Genomic DNA, 22,128 nt, shown 5'->3' on the forward strand with positions numbered 1-22,128 from the left:
GTGCCGGTGGTGGACAGGACCGAACCGGCCGACGTGCAGCGCTGGGTGCGCGGCTGGCGGGTGATGCTGCTCGACGCGGGCATGCTCGTCTACCCGGCGGTGACCGTGCCCGCCGTGCTGCAGCACTCGAGCGGCCACGCGGCGGTGGCCGGCTGCGTGCTCGTCGCCGCCTTCGCCGGCTGCTACGTCTTCGCCGCGCGCGCCGCCGCGAAGCGGGCCGCGCGGCGGTTCTGGGCGCTCCTGGGGGTGCTGACCGCGCTGTTCGCCGCCGCGCTCCCCTTCGCACACGCCGAAGCGTTCTTCCTAGCGTTGGTCGTCGTGACGCTGGCCGTCCCGCGGCTCCCCCGCTACTCCGCCGCGCTCGTCGCCATCGCCGCGCTCGCCGCGCTGGTGGTGCCGTGGCTGGTGTGGGACACCGTCGGCTGGACGCAGGCGGTCGCGCTCGTGTTCACCGTGCTGGTCGTCTACGCGTTCGCCGAGGCCGTCCGAGCGAACGCCGCCCTGGTCGAAGCCCGGGCCGAGGTCGCGCGGCTGGCGTCGGAAGCCGAACGCACCCGGATCGCCCGCGATCTGCACGACCTGCTCGGCCACTCGCTGACCGCGATCACGGTGAAGAGCACGCTGGCGCGTCGGCTGGCAGCGGCCGACATCGACCGGGCGGAAGAGGAGATGACCGCGGTGGAAACGCTGGCGCGCCAGGCATTGACCGACGTCCGCGCGGCCGTGTCGGGCTATCGCGAGGTCACCCTCGCCGGCGAGCTGGCCCGCGGCCGCGAGCTGCTCCGCGCCTGTGGCGTCACCGCCGACCTGCCGACCGCCACCGATGTCGTGGGCCCGGCGCGGCAGGAGCTGTACGGCTGGGTGGTCCGGGAAGGCCTGACCAACGTGGCCCGGCACGCCCGCGCGACGCGGTGCGCGGTGACGGTCACGGCGTCCATTGTGGAGGTCGTCGACGACGGCGTCGGCGGGTCTGTCGGCGAGGGGTCCGGGCTCGCGGGACTGCGTGAGCGCGTCGCCGCGGCCGGTGGGACGCTCGAAACCGGACCGGTGGCGCCGCACGGCTGGCGGCTGCGGGTGACGGCATGACGATCCGTCTGCTGCTCGCCGACGACCAGGAGCTGGTCCGCCAGGCGCTGTGCGCGCTCCTCGCGCTCGAGGACGACTTCGAGGTGGTGGCCTCGGTCGGCCGCGGGGACGAGGTCGTCGACGCGGCCCGCGAACACCGCCCGGACGTCGCCCTGCTCGACATCGAGATGCCCGGTCTGGACGGGCTCGCGGCCGCGGCGGTGCTGGCCACGCAGGTGCCGGACTGCCGGGTCGTCATGCTCACGACGTTCGGCCGCGCGGGCTACCTGCGCCGCGCGATGGAGGCGGGCGCCGCGGGGTTCGTGGTGAAGGACGCGCCCGCGGACGTCCTCGCCGACGCGATCCGCCGCGTCCGGGCCGGCGAGCGGGTGGTCGACCCGGCGCTGGCGGTGGCCACGCTCGCCGCGGGCGAATCGCCGCTGACCGCGCGCGAACGGGATGTGCTCATCACCGCGCGGACGGGCGCGACGGTCGCCGAGATCGCGTCGCGGTTGTACCTGTCGGAGGGCACCGTCCGGAACTACGTGTCGGCGGCGATCACCAAGACCGGCGCCCGCAACCGCGTCGAAGCGGTGCGGATCGCCGACGAGCGCGGCTGGCTCTGATTGGCCCGATCCGCGGGGCCGGAATTGGATCTTCTGCCGGGCCGTTGCCGGGCTTAGCGTGAGCCGCGTGAAAACCGTTGACCTGTGGTTCGACCCGGTGTGCCCGTGGGCGTGGCTCGCCTCGCGGTGGTTGCTCGAAGTGGAGGCGGTGCGCGCGGTCCGGACCCGGTTCCACGTGTTCAGCCTGGCGCTGCACAACGAAGGCCGGTCCGTGGACGCGTGGTACCGGACGTGGCTCGACGAGCGCTGGGGCCCGGCGCGCGTCCTGCTCGCCGCCGAACGCGCGCACGGCAAGGAGGTCCTGCGCGACCTCTACACCGCGCTCGGCACGCGCCTCCACCGTGACAAGGCGCCGGTCGACCGCGCGACGATCGTCGACGCGCTGACCTCGGTGGGCCTGCCCGCGTCGCTGGCCGACACCGCCGGCTCGACGGACCTCGACGAGGACCTGCGGGCCGGAAACCGCGCGGCGCTCGACCCGATCGGCGAGGACCTCGGCGTCCCGGCGATCCACGTCGACGGCAACGCCTTCTTCGGCCCGGTCGTCAGCCCGCTCCCGCGCGGCGAGGAAGCCGGGCGCCTCTGGGACGGCGTGCTCCTGGTGACCGGCACACCCGGGTTCTTCGAGCTGAAGCGCGGGCGCAGCAGCCCGGTGACGGCTTAGGCGTTCTCGTCGAACGGGATCCCGCCCGGCTTGGCCTTGCCGAGGTTGCCGGCGAACTGGTCGTCCTTGATGCCGAAGGTGGCGCTGCCGAAGTCGGCCTGGGTCAGCTTGTCCCGGATCCCGGCCGGGTAGCCGTCCCAGCCGACGAGCGTCGGGTACTGCCAGGCGCCCTGGTGGTTCTCCGGCGGGTCGTCGTTGCCGTTGGCGGCGCGGAAGCAGTGCGTCGAGCCGCCGTCCTTGTGGTAGACGACCTTCGCGTGGGTGCCTTCGAAGCGCATGCTCGCGCGGTCGTGGACGGCGAAGCCGCCGTGCTGCGAGGTCGCGACGTACTCGACCTGGTTGTCCTTGACCCACACGACGACGTGCTCCCAGTCGTGGCGGTGCCCGGCGCTGCCCGGGCCGAGCGAGGCCTGGTCCTTCTCGAAGTAGAGGGTGAACATCACCGCGCACCAGCCGTTGTTGCATTTCTCGCGGGAGTAGGAGTTGGTGTTGTCGAGGTCCCAGGAGTCGCGGCAGTGACCGTTGGTGTCACCGCCGAGGGACAGCCCGGGCGCGATGGCGCCGTCCGGGCCGATGGCCGGGGTCGGGTAGCAGCCGTCCTTGTCGTAGTCGAAGGCGGGCCGGAAGGTCTTCTCGAAGTCGGGTGCGTTGCCGGGCAGGGCGCTCGGCGGATCCGCGGCGGCGGTGCCCGGGAAGGTCAGCGCCAGCGCGCAGGCGGCGGCCGCGGCGGTCAGGGTGCGGGTTCGGTGCGCCATCGCGGTACTCCCTCGGTCTTGGTCGGAAAGTTTCCGACCGGGCCGTGCTCAGGCTCGCCGCGGGCGGTCCGGGCCGGCAACCGTGCCGGGCGGAGTGTGCCCGGAAGGCGCCGGGAGAAGGGGACTTCCGCGCAGTTCTGCCCGGTCAGCGACACAACGCCAGCCGGGCCTCCGCCGCATCCCAGTCGCCGGCGCCCGAGGGCTCGTAGTGACGCACCTCCTGGGTCTCGCGCACCAGGGCCCGCATCGACGCCAGGTCGGGGAGGTCCTCGCCGAGGGCGCGGGCCTGGACCAGTACGTTTCCCAGCGCCGCCGCCTCCACCGGGCCCGCGAGGACCGGCACCCCGCACGCGTCCGCCGTCAGCCGGCACAGCAGCTCGTTCCGGGCCCCGCCGCCGACGATGTGGACCACGTCGAACGTGCGGCCGGTGATCGCGGCCGCCGCCCGGAGCGTGCGGCGGTACGCCAGCGCCAGGCTGTCCAGGATGCATCGGACCAGCGCACCGCGCGAAGACGGCGGGCGCTGACCGGTCGCCTCGCAGGCGGCGGAAATACGGGACGGCATGTCCCCCGGCGGCAGGAACTCCGGCGCGTCGATGTCCACCACCGCCGCCAGGCCGGGCGACGCGGCCGCCGCGCGGAGCAGGCCGGGAAGGTCCGAAGTGGACCACGTCCGCAGCGTCTCCGACAGCACCCACAGGCCCATCACGTTGCGCAGGAAGCGGATCGTGCCGTCGACGCCGCCTTCATTGGTGAAGTTCGCCGCCAAGGCCGCGTCGCTCAGCTCCGGGGCCGGCAGCTCCAGCCCGGCCAGCGACCACGTCCCCGAGGAGATGTACGCGAAGTCCGGTCCCGAAGCGGGCACCGCGACCACCGCCGACGCGGTGTCGTGCGAACCCACCGCGATCACCGGCAGGCCGGCCGGTTCACGGGCCTCGCCCACCACCGTGCCGGGATCGCGCAACGGCGGGAGCAGCCGGGGCGGGATCCCCGCGCGGACGGCGAGCGAGGTGGCCCAGGTCCGCGCGCGCACGTCGTAGAGCTGCGTGGTCGACGCGTTCGTCCGCTCGGCCCCCAGCGAACCCGTGAGCCAGTAGTTCAGCAGGTCCGGGATCAGCAGCATCGTCGCGGCCGCGTCGAGCCGGTCGCCTTCGGCCACCAGCTGGTACAGCGTGTTGAACGGCAGCTGCTGCAACCCCGTCACGTCGTAGAGCTCCCGGTCGGGCACCGGAACGGTGATCCCGTCCGTGCGCGGATCCCGGTAGTGGACGGGGTTCCCGAGCAACGCGCCGCGCTCGTCCAGGAGCCCGTAGTCCACCGCCCACGAGTCGATGCCGACCCCGTCCAACGGGCCGGCTTCCCGGATCCCGGCCAGGGTCTCGCGGTAGAGCCCCAGGACGTCCCAGTACAACGCCGGGCCCGCCTGGACCCCGCCGTTGGGGAACCGCCGCACCTCCTCGACGCGCAAAGCAGAGGCGCCGACCGTCCCGGCCATCACCCGGCCGCTCGACGCGCCGAGGTCGACGGCCGCGACTCGCTTCACGGGCGCACCACGGTCAGCTCCAGGCCGAGCAGGTCCGCGACCGCCGTCAGCTCGCCGACGCGGTGGCCGGTGCCCAGCGCCCAGTGGTGCGCGATGCCGCTGGCCGACCAGGCGTCGGTCCACTCCCCCGGGTCGCAGCCGAAGTCCACGCGGGACGTCGTGTTGCCGATCCGCAGCAGCGGCCCGGGCACGACCGTGCCTTCGGCCGCGATGAGCGTGAACGTCCCGTCGCGGCGCTGCCCGAGCCCGCACAGCGTCACCGGCCCGTGCTTGACGTCGAACTCCACCGACACGCCCCACCCGCGCTTGCCGTGGTAAACACCGAGGCCGCGCAGCAGCGGCTTGCGGGCGCTGATGCCGAGGTGCGCGGGCCCGTCGTGGCCCATCTCGACGACGTTGTCGTGGAAGTTCAGCGCCTGCAGCTCGGTGAACGAGCCTCCCGCGCCGAGCCGGTCCATGACCAGCATCGCCAGCGACGTCCGCAGTTCGTACTCCCCGACCGCCGGGATGCCGCGCGCGGTGAGCAGGGAAGCGCCGAGGATGAACCCGGCGCCGACCCGCTCGTGCGTCTCGCCGTCGAGACCGCGGTGGTAGTAGGCCAGCGAGTCCAGGGCGAAGTCGTCGACCAGGCGGTCGAGCGCCACCGAAACCCGTGCGCCCCAAGCGAAGTCTTCGTCCACCACGGACTCGTCCACAGTGAACACTTCGCGGGCCAGGGCGACGCGCGCGGCGGTCTCGTCGTCGGAGACCTTCTCCACCCGCACCCGCAGGTCGTCGATCTCCAGGATCTCGACGTGCCCGCCGAGCTGGCCCGAGACCAGGGTCGGGTCGGTCGAGACGTCCAGCATGCCCGGGTAGAGGTGCCCGAGCAGGCCGTGCCGCCCGTGCCGCAACGCCGCGCGGACGCCCGCCGCCTTGATCCACCGGGAAATCCGCGTCCACGCACGCTCGTCTTCGAGGTACCCGGACACCGAGCGGAACTCGACGCCGAGCCGGCGGAACGCGTTGGCCATCTCCGGCAGCGGGCACGCGCCGCAGTAGGCCAGCCACGCGCCGGTGTCGAAGGACTCGTGGTCCATCGCCTCGGTGGGCTGCAGGTTGAGCAGCAGCACCGGCGCGTCCGACCGCTGCGCGATCGGCGCGAGCATGCTCGACGTCAGGTACGTCGTCAGGAACCCGACGATGAGGTCGCAGCCGGCCGCGCGCAGCTTCTCCGCGGCCGCGGCGCCTTCGACCGCGTCGGAGACGAACCCGACGTCGACGACTTCGCAGTCCATTCCGGACAGTCGCGAGGAGACCCGCCGGGCCGATTCCTGCAGCTGTGGCAGCAGCGCGGGGAACTGCGGCCAGTACGCGCCGAGCCCGCCCGCGACGAGCCCGACGCGGGTCTTGCGCGGCGTGATGCGGTCGAGGGTCATCGCAACTCCTTAACGCAGGAACGCGGCGGCCACCCCGGCGTCCACCGGCACGTGCAGGCCGGTGGTGTGGGTGAGGTCGCCGCCGGTGAGGGCGAACACCGCGGCCGCGACGTGCTCGGGCAGCACCTCGCGCTTGAGGATGGTCCGCTGGGCGTAGAACTCGCCGAGCTTCGCCTCTTCGACGCCGTAGACCGCGGCGCGTTGCGCGCCCCAGCCGCCGGCGAAGATGCCGGAGCCCTGGACGACACCGTCGGGGTTGACTCCGTTGACGCGGATGCCGTGCCCGCCCAGCTCGGCGGCCAGCAGCCGGACCTGGTGGGCCTGATCGGCCTTCGCGGCACCGTAGGCGACATTGTTCGGGCCCGCGAACACCGAGTTCTTCGACGAGATGTAGACGATGTCCCCGCCGATGCCCTGGGCGATCATCGCCTTGGCGGCGGCCCGCGCGACGAGGAACGAGCCCTTCGCCATGACGTCGTGCTGGAGGTCCCAGTCGCGCTCGGTCGTCTCCAGCAGCGGCTTCGAGATGGACAGCCCGGCGTTGTTGACGACCAGGTCGATGCCGCCGAACGCCAGCGCGGTGGCGTCCACCGCGGCCTGCACCGCGCCGGCGTCGGTGACGTCGGCGGTGACCGCGATCCCGCCGGTCTCCGCCGCCACCTCGGCGGCCGCGTCGGCGTTGAGGTCGGCGATCGCCACGCAGGCGCCTTCGGCGGCGAGCCGCAGCGCGATGGCCTTGCCGATGCCCGATCCGGCGCCGGTGACCAGCGCGATCCGCCCGGCGAGGGGCTTGGGCTTCGGCATCCGCCGCAGCTTGGCCTCTTCGAGCGCCCAGTACTCGATCCGGAATTTTTCGCTTTCCGGGATCGGCGCGTAGGTCGAGACGGCCTCCGCGCCACGCATGACGTTGATGGCGTTGACGTAGAACTCCCCCGCGACGCGCGCGGTCTGCTTGTCCTTGCCGAAGGAGAACATGCCGACCCCGGGCACGAGCACGATCGCCGGGTCCGCGCCCCGCATCGCCGGCGATTCGGATGTCGCGTGCCGCTCGTAGTAGGCGCGGTACTCGTCGCGATACTCCCCGTGCAGTTCCTTGAGCCGCGCGACGACGTCCTCCAGCGACGCGGTCGCGGGCAGGTCCACCACCAGCGGCCGGACCTTGGTGCGCAGGAAGTGGTCCGGGCACGAGGTCCCCAACGCGGCCAGGGGTGCCAGCTTCTCCCGCGCCAGGAACTCGAGCACGACGTCGCTGTCGGTGTAGTGGCCGACGACGCGCTGGTCCGTCGAGGCGAGCCCGCGGATCACCGGCGCCAGGGCCGCGGCCCGGGCACGGCGCTCGGTCTCGGGCAGTGCTTCGAAGCCGGGAACGACCGGACCGAACGGCTCGGCCACGCCACGCGAAGCCAGAAACTCCCCGGCCGTGCGGATGATGTCGAGGGAGTTGCGCTGACACTCCTCCGAGGTGGCACCCCACGCCGTGATGCCGTGCCCGCCGAGGATCACGCCGATGGCCTGGGGGTTCGCGGCCTTGACCGCGGCGATGTCGAGGCCGAGCTGGAACCCGGGTCGCCGCCAGTCCACCCACGCGACGCGGTCGCCGAAGCACTCCTTCGTCAGCGCGGCGCCGTCGGCCGCGGTGGCCAGCGCGATGCCGGAGTCCGGGTGCAGGTGGTCGACGTGCGGGGCCTCCACGAGACCATGCATGGCGGTGTCGATCGACGGCGCCGCCCCGCCCCGGCCGTGCAGGCAGTAGTCGAACGCCGCGACCATCTCGTCCTCGCGCTCGACACCCGGGTAGACGTCCACCAGGGACCGCAGCCGGTCGAGCCGCAGCACGGCCAGCCCGGACTCCTTCAGCGTCCCGAGGTCGCCGCCGGAGCCCTTGACCCACAGCACGTCGGTGGGCGAGCCGGTGACCGGGTCGGTCACCGAACCCTTCGCCGAGGTGTTGCCACCGGCGTAGTTGGTGTTGCGCGGGTCGGCTCCGAGCGCGTTGCTGCGCGCGATGAGCTGCTCCGGCACGGTCATCGTCATGCTCCCCATCCGGCCTGCGTGCCGCCGGCGCGCTCGGCCACGATCTTTTCCTGGTACCCGCTGCGGGCATACGCCGCGACGGGGTCCGGGTCGAGCCCGGCGTCCTCGCGCAGCTCGGCCAGCAGCGGCCGGACGTCGGTGTTGTAGGCGTCCATCAGCACGGCGTTCGCTTCCAGGACGTTGCCCGCCTGCTGGGCGGTGCGCAGCGCGGCGCGGTCGACGAGCAGCGCCTTCGCCGTGGCCTCCTGGACGTTCATCACCGACCGGATGATCGCCGGGATCTTGGCCTCGATGTTGTGGCACTGGTCGAGCATGAACGCGATCCCGTACGCCGGGTCGAGGGCGTCGCCGCGGACGATCTCGTACATGATCCGGAACAGCTGGAACGGGTCCGCCGCGCCGACCATCAGGTCGTCGTCGGCGTAGAAGCGGGAGTTGAAGTCGAACGCGCCGAGCTTCCCGGCGCGCAGCAGGAACGCCACGATGAACTCGATGTTGGTGCCCGGGGCGTGGTGGCCGGTGTCGATGCACACCGTCGCCTTCTCCCCCAGCTCGAGGCAGTGCGCGTACGACGTGCCCCAATCGGGGAGGTCGGTGGCGTAGAAGGCGGGCTCGAAGAGCTTGTACTCCAGCAGGATCCGCTGGTCGTCGCCCAACCGGTCGTACGTCTCGCGAAGTGCCGCGGCCAGCCGGTCCTGGCGGTCGCGCAGGTCGTCCTGGCCCGGGTAGTTGATGCCGTCGGAGAACCAGAGCTTGAGGTCGCGCGAACCCGTCGCGTCCATGATGGAGATCGCTTCGAGCAGGTGGTCGGTGGCCTTGCGCCGGATGCCGGCGTCGGGGTTGGTGACCGAGCCGAGCTTGTAGTCCTCGTCCTGGAACACGTTGGTGTTGATCGCGCCGATCTCGACCCCGGCGTCCCGCGCGAAGGCCGTCAGTGCGCCGTAGTCGTCGACCTTGTCCCACGGGATGTGCAGCGCCACCTTCGGCGCGACGCCGGTGAAGCGGTGCACGGTCGCCGCGTCGGCGATCTTCTCTTCGGGGGTGCGGGGCACCCCGGGCTGCGGGAACACCTTGAAGCGCGTACCCGAGTTCGCGTACGCCCACGACGGCGTTTCGATGCGCTGGGCCCGCAGAGCCGCTTTCACATCCACAGCGATCACTGTCCTTCCGCGACGGTGGGGGGTTCGAGGTGGAAGACCTCTTCGAGCAACTGGAAGCCTTCGTCGGGCGGGCCACCATCGAGTCCGGTGAAGAACTCCGCCATTTCCGCCTGCCAGCGGGTGTTGACCTCGGTCCGCGCCATGGCGGCCTGCGCGGCTTCGAGGTCGTCCGCCTCGACGTAGCCGATCAGGAGACCGTCCTCGCGCAGGAAGAGCGAGTAGTTGCGCCAGCCGGTCTCGTGCAGGGCCTGGCGCATCTCGGGCCAGACCGCGCGGTGCCGCCGCGCGTACTCGGCTTTCCGGTCGGGTTTGACCTGCAGGCAGAAGCAGTAACGGGACACTGTCCGTCCTTAGTGGACTCCGCGGCCGGGTGCGGGGCGGCGATCCGCACCCGGCCGCGGAAGACCGTCAGAAGTTGAACTTGTCGATGTTGTTCGCGTCGAACGTCGTCGGCGGGCCGAGGACGATCTCGCCGCTCGCGCCGATGGTGTAGTCACCGAGCTTGCCGGCCTTGAACTTCTCGCCCTCCTTGCCGGTAATCTGGCCCGACTTGAGCGCGACACCCGCGTACGCGGCGAGGTAGCCGATGTCGGCCGGGTTCCACAGCGCGAACTGCTTGACCGTGCCGTCCTTGACGAAGGCCCGCATCTGGTTCGGCGTGCCCAGGCCGGTCACCGCGACCTTGCCCTTGTAGCTGGACGAGCTGACGTAGCGCGCGGCGGCCGCGATGCCCACGGTGGTCGGCGAGACGATCACCTTGAGGTTCGGGAACGACTGCAGCAGGCCCTGGGCCTCCTGGAAGGACTTCTGGTCGTCGTCGTTGCCGTAGGCGACCTTGTCCAGCTTGATGTTCGCGTACTCCGGCTTGGCCAGCTCCTTCTTGAGCACCTCGATCCAGGCGTTCTGGTTCGTGGCGTTCGGCGTCGCGGACAGGACCGCGATCTCGCCGGAGCCGCCGGAGAGGTCCTTGGCCTGCTTGGCCAAGGCCTCACCGATGCCCTGGGTGGTCGCCTGGTTGATGAACACGTCGCGGCAGTCCTTCGCCGCGTCGGAGTCGAAGGCCACGACCTTGATGCCGGCGCTGCGGGCCTGGTTGAGCGACGGGCAGACGGCGTTCGGGTCGTTCGCCGCGATGCCGATGACGTCCTGCTGCTGCTGGATCAGCGTGTTGATGTAGCTGACCTGCGAAGACGCGCTGGCGTCGTTCGGCCCGACCAGCTTGTACTCGCCCTTCAGCTCGGCCAGCGCGTCCTTGCCGCCGCTGACCTCGATGTCGCTGTAGGGGTTGTTGAGCTGCTTGGGCAGGAACGCCATCTTGACGCCGGTCGCGGCCGCGGCGTTCGGGTTCGCCGTGGCCGTCGACTGCTGCGCGCCGGAGCCGCTGCTGTCGTTCTTGGTCGTGCCGCCGCAGGCGGCCAGCACGAGCACCAGCCCGGCCGACACTGCGCCGGTGAGGAACCGTCGGGACATCTTCGTCACCTTTCTGGGGATACCGGAGCAGTCGCCCGGCTCCGCCGGCGCAGTGCCGTCCGGGCCGAGGACACGATGTTGGGCAGCAGGACCGACACGATGAGGAGCACGCCGGTCACGATGTTGAGGGCTTCGTTCGAGACGTCCTGCAGGCGCAGCGCGTTCTGCAGGGTCGCCAGCAGGACCACCCCGGCGAGCACGCCGGGGAGCGTGCCCTTGCCGCCGAAGATGGACACGCCGCCCAGCAGCACGGCGGCCACGACGGCCAGTTCCAGGCCGAAGCCGTTGTCGGCGCGGGCGCTGGAGTAGCGCAGGGTCCACAGGATCCCGGCGAGCCCGGCGACCGCGCCGCTCACGACGTACAGCCAGAACTTGAGCCGCCCGGTGCGGATGCCGGCGAACCGGGCCGCCTGCTCCCCCGCGCCGGCCGCGAACACGCCGCGGCCGATCGGGGTCGCGTGCAGCACGACGCCGAAGATCAGCGCCACCACCAGCAGCGGCACCAGGACGTTCGGGATCGGGCCATCGCCGATGGTCCCGGTGACCCAGCTCGTGTAGTCCCGCGGGAAGTCGGCGACCGCGCCGTCCCCGAGCACCACGAACGCGAGGCCGCGGTACAGCGCGAGCGTGCCGATCGTGACCGCCAGCGAAGGCAGCTTCAGGACGGTGACGAAGAAGCCGTTCAACGCGCCGAGGACCGCGCCGAGCACGATGCAGAGCGGGATGATCGTCTCGATCGACAGGCCCGCGTCCCACAGCGAGCCCATCACCGCCGACGTCAGCCCGAGGGTGCTCGCCACCGACAGGTCGATCTCGCCGGTGACGATGATGAACGTCATCGGCAGCGCGACCAGCGCGATCGGGAGCAGGTCGAGCAGCAGGAAGGTGAAGTTGCGGCTGGTGCCGAAGTTCTCGACGGCCCCGGAGGCGACGATCAGCACGATCACCGTCACCAGGACGACGGCGGCGTCCCAGCTGAGCAGCCGGCCGAGCCGGTTCCCTTGGTCAGACATGGGAATCCCTCTTCTTCAGAGCCTTCGCGACGCGGACCGCGACCAGCCGGTCGGCGCCGATGGCCAGCAGGATCAGCGCGCCGACGATCGCCTGCTGCCAGAACTGGTTGATGTCGAGCACGGCCAGCGCGCTGCCGATCACGGTCAGCAGCAACGCACCGAGGCCCGCGCCCCAGACCGAACCGCTGCCGCCGAACACCGCCACCCCGCCGACCACGGCCGCGGCGACGACGTTCAGCTCGTAGCCGGTGCCCGCGGCCGCGTCCACCGTGCCGAAGCGCGCCGCGAACAGGACCCCGGCCAGGCCGGCGAGCGCGCCGCTGACCAGGAACGCGGCACTGGTGTTGCGGCCGACCTTGATGCCGGCCAGCTTCGCCGCCTGCGGGCTCGAGCCCATCGCGTACAGCTCGCGGCCGGCCCGGTAGCTGCGCAGCACGATCCCGGCGACGACCAGGACCAGCACCGCGATCAGCACCAGCCACGGCACCCCGAGCAGCGACGACGTGCCGAAGTCCAGGAAGGACGCGGGCAGCTTGTCGGCGTTGATCTGCTGGCCGCCGGCCCAGAAGTAGCTGACCCCGCGGTAGGCGTAGAGCGTGCCGAGGGTGACGACCAGTGCGGGCACCTGGCCGAACCGCACCAACGCGCCGTTCACCAGTCCGCAGACCGCGCCGACGGCCGCGCCGACCAGCACGGCGATGACCACCGGCAGGCCGGGGTTGTCGCGCATCAGCGAGCCGACGGCGAAGGCCGCGAGGCCCAGCACGGAGCCGACCGAGAGGTCGATGTTGCGGGTGATCATCACGATCGCCTGGCCGACGGCGAGCACCGCGAGGATCGCCGTGCCGAGCAGGATGTCGCGGATGCTCTGGCCCGACAGGAACCGGGAGTTCTGCGTCGCGGTGAACGCGACCAGCACGATCAGCGCGAGGACGATGCCGGATTCCCGCGCCTTGAAGACGTTCGCGGTCCACGACCGGCGCGTTCGGACAACCGGTTGCCCGGTCACGGGGGCCTCCTTGGTCACGGTCATGCGGCGGCTCCCTGGCCCATCGCGGCGAACATGACGCTGTCTTCGGTCGCGTCGGCCCGCGGCAGCTCGGCGACGATCCGGCCCTCGCGCATGACGAGCACGCGGTCGGCCATGCCCAGCACCTCGGGCAGCTCCGACGACACCATGACGATCGCGACGCCTTCCGCCGCGAGCGCCGACATCAGCCGGTGCACCTCCGCCTTGGTGCCGACGTCGATCCCGCGCGTCGGCTCGTCGACGATCAGCACCTTCGGCGCCATCGCCAGCCACTTCGCGAGCACGACCTTCTGCTGGTTGCCACCGGAGAGCGTCCCGACGGGGTCACCGAGGCGGCGGTACTTCGTGCGCAGCCGCTCGGTCCAGTGGCTCGCTTCCCGCCGTTCGCTCGCGCCGGTCAGGAAGCCGAGCTTCGACAGCGCGCGGGAGCGCGGCAGCGTCACGTTCCGCTCGATCGAGAGGTCCATGATCAGGCCCTGCTGGCGCCGGTCTTCGGGCACCAGCGCCATCCCGGCGCCCATCGCGGCCCGCGACGAGTGCGGCTTGAGCTTCTTTCCGCCGATCTTCACGACACCGGCGTCGCGTTCGTCCACCCCGAACACGGCCTGGACCACTTCGGATCGTCCCGATCCGACCAGCCCGGCGAACGCGACGATCTCCCCGGCGCGCACCGAGAACGAGATGTCGCGGAAGACGCCTTCGCGGGCCAGGCCCTCGACTTCGAGGACCACCGCGCCGGGTTCGACGTCCTGCTTGGGGAACAGCGCGTCCAGGTCGCGGCCGACCATGCGCTTGACCATGTCGTCGACCGTGACGTCTTCGAGGAGGTCGGTGGAGACGTGCTTGCCGTCGCGCATGATCGTCACGCGCTGGCACAGCTCGGTGATCTCCTCGAAGCGGTGCGAGATGAACATGATCGCCGCACCCTCTTCGCGCAGCGTCCGGGCGACGGTGAAGAGCCGTTCGACCTCGACGCGGCTGAGCGCGGCCGTCGGCTCGTCCATCACCAGCACGCGGGCGTCCGCGCTGAGCGCCTTGGCGATCTCGACGATCTGCTGGTCGGCGATGGACAGGCCCCGGGCCGGGCGACCCGGGTCGATCCGGACGCCGAGGCGGGTGAACAGCCGCTCGGCCTCGGCACGGATGGCCGCCCGGTCGATGCGGCCGAGGCTGCGCCGCGGATGGCGGCCCATGACGATGTTCTCTTCGACCGACAGGTCGGGGAAGAGCGTCGGCTCCTGGTAGATCACCGCGATGCCGGCGGCCTTCGCGTCGGCGGGTGAGCCGAACTCGACCGGCCGGCCCGCCAGCAGCAGCGTGCCGTCGTCGGGCTTGTGCACCCCGGCGAGCATCTTGACGATCGTCGACTTGCCGGCGCCGTTCTCCCCGACGAGGGCGTGCGCCTCCCCGCCGTACAGGCCGAAGCTCACCCCGGCCACCGCCGCGACGGCGCCGAACGACTTCGTCACCCCGCGCACCTCCAGCAGAGGCGGCCGGTCCGAGTCCTGCCGCGTCATCGCGACCTCCGGATTGAAAGGTTTCACAAATCTGGTGCGGTGACGCTACTATGCGAGCGAAGAGCAAGTCAATGAATCCGCTGAACCGTGGCCGAACGTCGTCCCGGCCGGGCAGTTCGTGGTGGTGTTACGTTTCAATGAGGGGGTTCCATGACGGTCCAGGAGTCCGGCGCCGAACCGAGGTCGGCCGGGATGAAGGACGTCGCGGCGGCCGCCGGGGTCTCCCTCGGCACGGTGTCCAACGTGCTCAACCGGCCCGACCGCGTCAGCCCCGCCACGCGGGCGAAGGTCGAGACGGCGATGGCCGAGCTCCGGTTCGTGCGCAACGAGTCCGCGCGGCAGCTGCGCGCCGGGCGCAGCCGCGTGCTGGCCTACGTGATGCTCGACGGCAGCAACCCGTTCTTCACCGACGTCGCGGCCGGCATGGAAGACGCCACCGACGAAAGCGACCTCTCGCTGTTCCTCTGCAACAGCGCCCACCAGCCCTCGCGGGAGGCGGCCTACCTCGGCCGGCTGGAGCAGCAGCGCGTCCAGGGCATCCTCATCACGCCGGTCGACCCGGACGCGCCCCTGCTGCGCGAGATAGCGCGGCGGGGCACGCCGGTGGTGGTCGTCGACCGCACGCCCGGCGGCACCACGCACTGCTCGGTCGCGGTCGACGACGTCTACGGCGGCGAGATCGCCGTGCGGCACCTGATCGAGCAGGGCCACGAGCGGATCGCGTTCATCGGCAACCACACGACGGTGGGGCAGGTCCGCGACCGCCGGCTCGGCGCGTTGCGGGCCCTGCGCGCGGCGGGGCTCGACGCCGACCGCCTGGTCGACCTGACCACGTCGGCGCTGACGGTGGCCGACGGGCGCGGCGCGGGCGAGCGGCTGGCCGGGCTGCCGTCGTCGATCCGCCCGACCGCCGCGTTCTGCGCCAACGACCTGGTCGCGCTCGGTCTGCTGCAGACGTGCGCCAACCTGCGCATGCGCGTCCCCGAAGACCTGGCCATCGCGGGCTACGACGACATCGAGTTCGCGGCGGCGGCCGCGGTCCCGCTGACCTCGGTCCGCCAGCCCCGCCGCCGGCTCGGCCGCACGGCCGCCGAGCTGCTGCTGGCCGAATCGGAGCCCGGCCACGAGCACCGGCAGGTCGTGTTCACCCCGGAGCTGGTGGTCCGCGCTTCGACCCTGCACTGAGCCAACCGTTCGATCGTCTGTGACGTCTTAGGACTCGGAAGCGATTCCCGGAGGGGACACCGAGCACGGAGGTCGTGGATGGCCGGGGAAAAGCCGCGGGTGACGCGGCGCGGGTTCCTCGCCGCGAGCGGGGTCGCCCTGCTCGGCGCCGCCGTCGCCGGCTCGGCCGGGCACGCCGCGGCCGGTCCGGGAACCGCCCGGCTGGGCGACTTCTGGCTGTTCGGGCGGTACGACGACGGCTGCACCGAACCGGGCTTCGACGAGATCGACCTCGCACCGGTGCAGCTGCCCCACTGCGTGACGCCGCTTTCGTGGACGGGCTGGGATCCGGCGTCGTGGCAGGACCGGTGGATCTACCGCAAGCACTTCACGGGATTGGCGAACGAGCGCTTCCTCGCCCGCTTCGACGGTGTGCTGACGAACGCCGAAGTGCACCTCAACGGCCGCCCGGTGGCGACCCACGAAGGCGGGTACCTCCCGTTCGAGGTGGACCTGCCCGGGGTGCTGCCGGGGGACAACGTCCTCGCCGTCGTCGTCGACGGCCGGTGGGCGCTCGACGTCCCGCCCAACCTCCCGCACAGCGCGGGACCGTCGGCGATCGATTTCTACCAGCCGGCCGGGATCTACCGCCCGGCGGCGATCGGCACGGTCCCGAGGACCCGGCTGACCGACGTCTTCGCCCGGCCCGTCGACGTCCTCTCCCCCGGCCGGTCCCTGCACCTGACCTGCACGCTCGACGGGCCCGGCGCGGCCGAGGTCACCGCGTCGGTCCGCCAGGCGGGGCGCGAGCTCGCGCGCGGCGCCGCTCAGGTGCCGGCCGGCACCCGGACCGTCGAGTTCGACGTCCACGGGCTCGACGCCGTCCGGCTCTGGGACGTCGAGGACCCCGCGCTGTGCGACGTCGTCGTCACCATCCGGTCCGGGCCGCGGGCGCTCGACCAGCGGGTCGTGCGCGTCGGGTTCCGCGAGGCCCGCTTCGCCCAGGACGGCTTCTTCCTCAACGGACGGCGGCTGAAGCTGTTCGGCCTCAACCGCCACCAGTGGTACCCGTTCGCCGGCGGGGCGGCGCCGGACCGCGTCCAGCGGCGCGACGCCGAGATCCTGCGCCGCGAGCTGAACTGCACGATGGTCCGGTGCTCGCACTACCCGCAGTCGAGCGCGTTCCTCGACGCCTGCGACGAGCTGGGCCTGCTCGTGTGGGAGGAGATCCCCGGCTGGGGCCGGGTCGGCGACGCCGCCTGGCAGCAGCGGAACCTCCGGGACGTCTCGGCCATGATCACCCGCGACCGCAACCACCCCAGCATCATCGTGTGGGGTACCCGCGTCAACGAGGCGAACGGCACGACGGCGATGTACGGGCGCACCGGGCGGCTCGCGCGGCAGCTCGACCCGTCGCGGCCGACGAGCGGCGCGCTGGCGAGCACCACCGGCGCGCGGTACGCCGGCGCCGACATCGAAGTGCTGGCCTACAACGACTACACCGCCCGCCGGGGCGCGCCCTTTCAGCTGCGCCCGCCACGCGCGGGGGTCCCGTACCTGGTCACGGAGTCGATCGGCACGCTCGCCGGGGCACGCGCCTACCGCCGGACCGATCTGCCGGCGACCCAGCGGCTACAGGCGGAGCTGCACGCGAAGGCCCACGACCTGGCCGCCGCCGACGACCGCTACTGCGGGCTGCTCGCCTGGTGCGCGTTCGACTACCCCTCGGGCTGGCAGCGGTCGATGGGCGGGTCGAAGTTCGCCGGGGTGTCCGACATCTTCCGGATCCCCAAGCCGGCCGCGGCCTTCTACGCCACCCAGGGCGACCCGCTGGTCCGGCCGGTCGTCGAGCCCGGCTTCGCGTGGGACTTCACCGCGTCACCCACCGGGCCCGGGCGGGACGCGCCGATCTGGTCGAACTGCGACCGCCTGCTGCTGTTCCTCGACGACCGGCCCGCCGGCGAGGCACGCAGCCGGCGCGCGGACTTCCCGCACCTGCCGCACCCCGGGTTCGCCGTGGACCTGACGGTGCCGCGCGGGCAACGCCCCCAGCTGCGCGTCGACGGCTACCTGGGTGACCGGCTGGTGGTCTCCCGGCGCTTCAGCGGCGACCGCGCCCGCGACGTGCTGAGCTGCGCGGCCGACGACACGCAGCTGCGCGCCGACGGCGCCGACGCGACCCGGGTGGTCGTGGCGGCGATGGACCGCTTCGGCACCCTGCGCGCCGGAGCGACCGGCACGGTGACGCTGAGCCTGACCGGCCAGGGCGAGCTGGTCGGTGACCGGGAGCTGGACTTCGGCGCGACCGGCGGGGCGGCGGCCGTCTGGCTGCGGCCGTTCGCGGGTCCGCCGGGAAAGCTGACGCTGACCGCCCGCCACGAAACCCTCGGCACCGCGACGGCGACGGTGACCACGACGGCCAGTGGGTCCGAAGGCGGGTCGCGCTCGTGAGGTCAGTGTTCGCCGGTCAGCACGCCCGCCAGCACCGCCGCCTGGCTGATCGGCGGGGACCCGCTCCCGGTCAGCAACGTCACCACGCCACCCGCGGCCAGCTCACGCAGGCGGTCCAGCGCGGCGGCGCGGTCCGGCTCGCGCAGTTCCGCGCGGTACCGCTCGGCGAACTCTCCGAAGCGCTCGGGGTCGTGGCCGTACCAGGTGCGCAGCTCGTCGGACGGGGCCAGGGCGCGGTACCAGCCGTCCAGGACCACGGTGCGGGCCGTGCCGCGGGGCCACACTCGTTCGACGAGCACGCGGATGCCGTCGGCGGGCCCGGCGGGGTCGGCCAGGCGCGCCACCCGGACGTCCGTCGGCTGCATGCGCGCATTGTGCGGCGCACCTGCCCGCTTCGCCACTCCGGAAGGCCGGTGACCTGGTGCGCAACCGCGTGACGCCCACCGGCGAGATCGTCAACGTCCCCCTGCGGGGTGCCTGGACCGGCAACCGCGGCGTGCTGCACCAGGGCCACGAGATCGTCCGGTTCCACGCCGGCGACCTGTGGATCACCTGCGTGCTCGCATTCCGGGGCCGGTGGCGCGAGCAGTGGCTGCCGAACCGGTACACGCACCTGTACTTCCACGACGAAGCCGTCTCGTTCGCCGCCGGGCACCGGCCCTGCGGCGAGTGCCGGCGCCCCGCGTACAACGCCTACCGCGACGCCTGGCCGGGCCGTCCCTCGGCCACCGCGATGAACCGGCAGCTGCACCGCGAACGGCTGGTCCCCGGCACGCACCGGAGGCGGCTCCACGAACTCCGGTGGGCCGGCCTTCCCGACGGGGTCTTCGTGCTGCGCGGACCGCACCCGGAGCTCGTCGTCGACGGGCACCTCACCGAATGGACGACCGCGGGCTACGGCCGGCGGCAGCCGCTGCCCGGGGCAGGGACCGTCCCGGTGCTCACGCCACCGGCCACGATCGCCGTGCTGCGGGCCGGCTATCCCGTCCAGATCGACGACGCCGCGCGCTGAAGAACGACAAAGGGCCACCACGGCGACCGGGGATAGGGGTCGCCGAGGTGGCCCTACCCCCAGCTCGTGCCGCCCGTGAGAGCGACAGCCGAACCCGCCGGTTTCCCGGGCGACCGAGCCGGCCGTGGACATCGTCGGGGTGGTGTCCTGCAGCCCGGTCAGCATTGCGGATCAAGCCCGCGGGCCGCTTGCAGTACGCTTGCACGCCCGGGAGAACGGAGGTGACGGGGTGGAGTTCCGCGTCCTCGGCGCTGTCGAGGCGACGGCGGACGGCGCCCCGGTCGACCTCGGCTCCCGCAAGCAGCGGCTCGTGCTCGCCGTGCTGCTGCTCGAGGGTGCGCACCCGGTGTCCCGGGACCGGCTGGTCGACATCCTCTGGCCCGACGATCCCCCGGCCAGCGCACGCAACACCGTCCAGGCGCTGATCTCGCGGCTGCGGGCGGTCTTCCGCGCCGCGGACGGCCCCGAGCTCGTCACCGAGGGCCCCGGGTATGCGCTGCGCGCCGAGCCCGAGACGGTCGACGCGCACCGCTTCACCGCGCTCGTCCGCCGGGCCCGGGCGGCCGACGACGAAACCGCCGTCGCGATGCTCGACGAAGCCCTCGCGCTGTGGCGGGGTGACGCGCTCGCCGGCGCCGCGTCGGCCGAAATCGCCGCGCAGCTGCTGGCCGGGCTCGGCGAAAGCCGGTGGAGCGCCCTGGCGGACCGGATCGACGCGCAGCTGCGGCTCGGCCGCGGCCGGGACGTGCTCGGCGAGCTCACCACGCTGGTCGCGGCGCACCCGCTGCGGCAGAGGTTCGTCGGGCAGCTGATGCTGGCCCTGCACCGCGAAGGCCGCACCGACGCCGCCCTGGCCGCCTACCGCGACCTGCGCGCCCGGCTCGCCACCGAGCTGGGTCTCGACCCCGCACCCGAGCTGGTCAAGCTGGAGGCCGCGATCCTGCGGGGCGACGCGGCGTTGGAGCCCGCGCCGGAGCCGCCGCACGAACCGGTCCGCCCGGCGCAGCTGCCGCACGACGTCCGGGGCTTCACCGGCCGCGCCGCCGAGCTGGCCCGGCTCGACGCGCCGGCCGGCACCGGGTCCGGCCCGGACATCCGGGTGCTCACCGGCACCGCGGGAGTCGGCAAGACCGCGCTGGCCGTGCGGTGGGCGCACCTCGTCCGCGACCGCTTCCCGGACGGCCAGCTCTACCTCGACCTGCGCGGCTTCGACCCCGACCACGAGCCGCTGACCCCGGCCGTCGCCGCCGCGCAGCTGCTGCGGGCGCTGGGCACCGACCCGCGGGCGATCCCGCCGGACCCCGACGGGCGGACGGCGTTGTGGCGCTCGCTGCTGGCCGACCGCGCGGTGCTGGTCCTGCTCGACAACGCCCGCGACAGCGCGCAGGTGACGCCGCTGCTGCCGCCGTCGGGCACCGTGCTGGTCACCAGCCGCCAGCGGCTCGGCGACCTCATCGCCCGCACCGGCGCGCTGGCCGTGCCGCTGTCGGTGCTGCCGGCCGACGACTCCCGGCACCTGCTGGAGACGGTCCTCGGCTCCGCCGTGATCGCGGCCGAGCCGGCGGCGGCCGCCGAGCTCGCCCGGCTCTGCGGGCACCTCCCGCTGGCCCTGCGGCTGGCCGCGGCGAACCTCGCCGCCGGGGAGGCGTCCGGCATCGCGGAGCTCACGCGTGAGCTCGCCGACGGCGACCCGCTGGCCGGGCTGAGTGTCGACGGCGCCGAGGAAAGCGCGGTCACGACGGCGTTCTCCGTGTCGTACCGGGCCTTGCCGGTCGAGCACCGGCTGCTGTTCCGGCGGCTGGCGCTGGTGCCGGGCCAGACGTTCACCGCGCCGGTGGCCGCGCGGCTCGCCGAAGCGGCCGAAGGCCAGGCCGGCCGGCAGCTCAAGGCGCTGACCGCGGCCAACCTCGTCGAGCGGCACCTGCCCGGCCGCTACCGCTTCCACGACCTGCTGCGCAGCTACGCCGCCGGCCGGGTCGCGGCCGACGACTCCCCCGGCGACGCGGAGGCGGCCCGCCGGCGGCTGTTCGAGCACTACCTCACGACGTCCGACGCGGCCGGGCGCCGGCTGATCCCGCACTTCCTGCGGCTGCCGCGGCCCGACCCGGCGCCGGTCTTCGAGGGCACCGAGGACGCGCTGGCCTGGCTGGACACGGAGTGGCCGAACCTCGCCGCGGCCGTCGAGCACGCGGCGGCGCACGGGCCCCGCGAGTACGCCTGGCACCTGGCCGACGCGCTGCGGGCGTTCTTCCACCACCGCGGCCACCACACGGAGTGGATCGACACGGCGACGACGGCCCTGCACGCCGCCCAGGCCGCCGGCGTGCGCCAGGCCGAGGCGGCGATGCGGCTGTCCATCGCGCTGGCCGGGGTCAACAACGGCCGGTACGCCGACGCCCGCGCCCACCTGAGGACAGTGCTGGCGGGTGGGCTGGCGGCGGACTGGCCGGCCGGCCGCGCGGCGGCGCTGAACAACCTGAGCGCGGTCCACCAGCGCCTCGGCGACCCGCACGAGGCGATCGCTTGTGGCGTGGAGTCGTTGCGGCTGTGCGAAGAGCTCGCCATCCCGGGCATCACGATGGCACTGGCGAACCTGGGTTTCGCCTGCGGCCAGGTCGGTGACTTCGAAGCCGCGCTGGGCTACTTCGGCCGCGGGCTGGAGATCGCCGAGCGCGACGGCGCGGCCTTCAGCGTGGCCGTGCTACTGGTCGACCTCGCGCACATCAACCGGGACCTGGGCCGCGCCGAGGCCGCGGAGCTGTACGACCGTGCGTTGACGGCCAACCGCGAACTCGGCTACCAGTACGGCGAAGCGGCGGCGCTGGCCGGCCGCGCGGTGCTCGAGTCCCGCGCGGGTGACGGCAGCCGGGCGCTGACCGACGCCGCCGCCTCGGTCGAGCTGACCCGCCGCATCGGCGACCGCGGCACCGAGGCGTCGGCGCTGGCGGCGTGGGGCGAGACCTGCCTGCACCTCGGTCACCCCGCCGAAGCCGCCGAGCACCTGACCGCGGCGCTCGGCATCGCCGTCGAGACGAGCTTCACCTGGTGCGAAGCCGCGGCGTTGACCGGCCTGGCCGAAGCCGCGCACGCGACGGGTGACGACGAACAAGCCCGCACGTACGCCGAGGCGGCGGCGAAACTCGCCGCCGCCTCGGGCTACCGCCCCCTGGAAACCCGCCTGGCCCGCGTCGGCCAGGGGGCCTGAC

The 22,128-nt window shown here is 72.9% G+C and carries 18 protein-coding genes; 7 read left to right on the forward strand and 11 right to left on the reverse strand.

Annotation, left to right across the window (positions count from 1 at the left end; all coding sequences use genetic code 11):
- Positions 1-9 precede the first annotated feature (9 nt).
- The 3 genes from M8542_RS06630 (at position 10) to M8542_RS06640 (ending at position 2,355) form a co-directional block, all read left to right on the forward strand.
- Complete coding sequence (locus M8542_RS06630) at positions 10-1,086, forward strand: sensor histidine kinase (RefSeq protein WP_257919110.1); 1,077 nt, start codon at positions 10-12, stop codon at positions 1,084-1,086.
- The gene (locus M8542_RS06635; RefSeq protein WP_257919111.1) at positions 1,083-1,691 is read left to right on the forward strand and encodes a response regulator transcription factor; all 609 of its coding nucleotides are present in this window, start codon (positions 1,083-1,085) and stop codon (positions 1,689-1,691) included. The genes M8542_RS06630 and M8542_RS06635 overlap by 4 nt, the downstream gene beginning before the upstream one ends.
- Positions 1,692-1,758: 67 nt before the next feature.
- Positions 1,759-2,355 carry a mycothiol-dependent nitroreductase Rv2466c family protein gene (locus M8542_RS06640; RefSeq protein ID WP_257919112.1) on the forward strand — a complete coding sequence of 199 codons (597 nt, stop codon included), beginning with the start codon at positions 1,759-1,761 and terminating at the stop codon, positions 2,353-2,355.
- Here M8542_RS06640 and M8542_RS06645 read toward each other — a convergent pair.
- The 10 genes from M8542_RS06645 to M8542_RS06690 form a co-directional block, all read right to left on the reverse strand.
- A complete protein-coding gene (locus M8542_RS06645; RefSeq protein ID WP_257919113.1) occupies positions 2,352-3,110 on the reverse strand; it encodes an NPP1 family protein in 759 nt (252 codons plus the stop codon). The genes M8542_RS06640 and M8542_RS06645 overlap by 4 nt on opposite strands.
- A 145-nt stretch (positions 3,111-3,255) precedes the next feature.
- Positions 3,256-4,605 (reverse strand): rhamnulokinase, encoded by a 1,350-nt coding sequence (locus M8542_RS06650; RefSeq protein ID WP_257919237.1) that lies wholly within the window; start codon positions 4,603-4,605, stop codon positions 3,256-3,258.
- A 44-nt stretch (positions 4,606-4,649) separates the two neighbouring features.
- Positions 4,650-6,071 carry an L-fucose/L-arabinose isomerase family protein gene (locus tag M8542_RS06655; protein ID WP_257919114.1) on the reverse strand — a complete coding sequence of 474 codons (1,422 nt, stop codon included), beginning with the start codon at positions 6,069-6,071 and terminating at the stop codon, positions 4,650-4,652.
- Positions 6,072-6,080: 9 nt separating this feature from the next.
- Positions 6,081-8,099: a bifunctional aldolase/short-chain dehydrogenase gene (locus M8542_RS06660; protein WP_257919115.1), complete on the reverse strand. Its 2,019-nt coding sequence runs from the start codon at positions 8,097-8,099 to the stop codon at positions 6,081-6,083.
- A 2-nt stretch (positions 8,100-8,101) separates the two neighbouring features.
- Positions 8,102-9,265 (reverse strand): L-rhamnose isomerase, encoded by a 1,164-nt coding sequence (gene rhaI, locus M8542_RS06665; RefSeq protein ID WP_257919116.1) that lies wholly within the window; start codon positions 9,263-9,265, stop codon positions 8,102-8,104.
- Positions 9,262-9,606 (reverse strand): L-rhamnose mutarotase, encoded by a 345-nt coding sequence (locus tag M8542_RS06670; RefSeq protein WP_257919117.1) that lies wholly within the window; start codon positions 9,604-9,606, stop codon positions 9,262-9,264. Before M8542_RS06670 ends, rhaI begins: the two co-directional genes overlap by 4 nt.
- Positions 9,607-9,673: 67 nt before the next feature.
- Positions 9,674-10,735 carry a rhamnose ABC transporter substrate-binding protein gene (rhaS, locus tag M8542_RS06675; RefSeq protein WP_257919118.1) on the reverse strand — a complete coding sequence of 354 codons (1,062 nt, stop codon included), beginning with the start codon at positions 10,733-10,735 and terminating at the stop codon, positions 9,674-9,676.
- A 5-nt stretch (positions 10,736-10,740) separates the two neighbouring features.
- Positions 10,741-11,748 carry an ABC transporter permease gene (locus M8542_RS06680; protein WP_257919119.1) on the reverse strand — a complete coding sequence of 336 codons (1,008 nt, stop codon included), beginning with the start codon at positions 11,746-11,748 and terminating at the stop codon, positions 10,741-10,743.
- Positions 11,741-12,781 (reverse strand): ABC transporter permease, encoded by a 1,041-nt coding sequence (locus M8542_RS06685; RefSeq protein WP_257919120.1) that lies wholly within the window; start codon positions 12,779-12,781, stop codon positions 11,741-11,743. The genes M8542_RS06680 and M8542_RS06685 overlap by 8 nt, the downstream gene beginning before the upstream one ends.
- The gene (locus M8542_RS06690; RefSeq protein WP_257919121.1) at positions 12,778-14,295 is read right to left on the reverse strand and encodes a sugar ABC transporter ATP-binding protein; all 1,518 of its coding nucleotides are present in this window, start codon (positions 14,293-14,295) and stop codon (positions 12,778-12,780) included. The genes M8542_RS06685 and M8542_RS06690 overlap by 4 nt, the downstream gene beginning before the upstream one ends.
- A gap of 150 nt (positions 14,296-14,445) precedes the next feature.
- On the opposite strand from M8542_RS06690, the gene M8542_RS06695 reads away from it, so the two are divergent.
- Together M8542_RS06695 and M8542_RS06700 are read left to right on the forward strand one after the other, a co-directional pair.
- Positions 14,446-15,480: a LacI family DNA-binding transcriptional regulator gene (locus M8542_RS06695; protein WP_257919122.1), complete on the forward strand. Its 1,035-nt coding sequence runs from the start codon at positions 14,446-14,448 to the stop codon at positions 15,478-15,480.
- Between the two features lie 78 nt (positions 15,481-15,558).
- Positions 15,559-17,910 carry a glycoside hydrolase family 2 protein gene (locus M8542_RS06700; RefSeq protein ID WP_257919123.1) on the forward strand — a complete coding sequence of 784 codons (2,352 nt, stop codon included), beginning with the start codon at positions 15,559-15,561 and terminating at the stop codon, positions 17,908-17,910.
- A 2-nt stretch (positions 17,911-17,912) separates the two neighbouring features.
- Here the strand turns inward: M8542_RS06700 and M8542_RS06705 are convergent, their stop codons facing one another.
- Complete coding sequence (locus M8542_RS06705; protein WP_257919124.1) at positions 17,913-18,275, reverse strand: DUF488 domain-containing protein; 363 nt, start codon at positions 18,273-18,275, stop codon at positions 17,913-17,915.
- Between the two features lie 56 nt (positions 18,276-18,331).
- Here M8542_RS06705 and M8542_RS06710 point away from each other — a divergent pair, with 56 nt between their 5' ends.
- Together M8542_RS06710 and M8542_RS06715 are read left to right on the forward strand one after the other, a co-directional pair.
- Positions 18,332-18,922 carry a hypothetical protein gene (locus tag M8542_RS06710; protein ID WP_257919125.1) on the forward strand — a complete coding sequence of 197 codons (591 nt, stop codon included), beginning with the start codon at positions 18,332-18,334 and terminating at the stop codon, positions 18,920-18,922.
- A 229-nt stretch (positions 18,923-19,151) separates the two neighbouring features.
- A complete protein-coding gene (locus M8542_RS06715) occupies positions 19,152-22,127 on the forward strand; it encodes an AfsR/SARP family transcriptional regulator (protein WP_257919126.1) in 2,976 nt (991 codons plus the stop codon).
- Position 22,128 lies beyond the last annotated feature (1 nt).

This window comes from Amycolatopsis iheyensis, from assembly GCF_024703995.1.
In the GTDB taxonomy this organism is placed as follows: domain Bacteria; phylum Actinomycetota; class Actinomycetes; order Mycobacteriales; family Pseudonocardiaceae; genus Amycolatopsis; species Amycolatopsis iheyensis.

What these genes read in the sequence shown, in the direction of transcription:
- M8542_RS06635 (WP_257919111.1), top strand. Translation starts at nt 1,083, where the DNA reads ATGACGATCCGTCTGCTGCTCGCCGACGACCAGGAGCTGGTCCGCCAG.
- M8542_RS06655 (WP_257919114.1), bottom strand. Translation starts at nt 6,071, where the DNA reads ATGACCCTCGACCGCATCACGCCGCGCAAGACCCGCGTCGGGCTCGTC.
- M8542_RS06680 (WP_257919119.1), bottom strand. Translation starts at nt 11,748, where the DNA reads ATGTCTGACCAAGGGAACCGGCTCGGCCGGCTGCTCAGCTGGGACGCC.
- M8542_RS06690 (WP_257919121.1), bottom strand. Translation starts at nt 14,295, where the DNA reads ATGACGCGGCAGGACTCGGACCGGCCGCCTCTGCTGGAGGTGCGCGGG.
- M8542_RS06645 (WP_257919113.1), bottom strand. Translation starts at nt 3,110, where the DNA reads ATGGCGCACCGAACCCGCACCCTGACCGCCGCGGCCGCCGCCTGCGCG.
- rhaS (WP_257919118.1), bottom strand. Translation starts at nt 10,735, where the DNA reads ATGTCCCGACGGTTCCTCACCGGCGCAGTGTCGGCCGGGCTGGTGCTC.
- M8542_RS06660 (WP_257919115.1), bottom strand. Translation starts at nt 8,099, where the DNA reads ATGACCGTGCCGGAGCAGCTCATCGCGCGCAGCAACGCGCTCGGAGCC.
- M8542_RS06685 (WP_257919120.1), bottom strand. Translation starts at nt 12,781, where the DNA reads ATGACCGTGACCAAGGAGGCCCCCGTGACCGGGCAACCGGTTGTCCGA.
- M8542_RS06650 (WP_257919237.1), bottom strand. Translation starts at nt 4,605, where the DNA reads ATGGCCGGGACGGTCGGCGCCTCTGCTTTGCGCGTCGAGGAGGTGCGG.
- M8542_RS06700 (WP_257919123.1), top strand. Translation starts at nt 15,559, where the DNA reads ATGGCCGGGGAAAAGCCGCGGGTGACGCGGCGCGGGTTCCTCGCCGCG.
- M8542_RS06695 (WP_257919122.1), top strand. Translation starts at nt 14,446, where the DNA reads ATGACGGTCCAGGAGTCCGGCGCCGAACCGAGGTCGGCCGGGATGAAG.
- M8542_RS06705 (WP_257919124.1), bottom strand. Translation starts at nt 18,275, where the DNA reads ATGCAGCCGACGGACGTCCGGGTGGCGCGCCTGGCCGACCCCGCCGGG.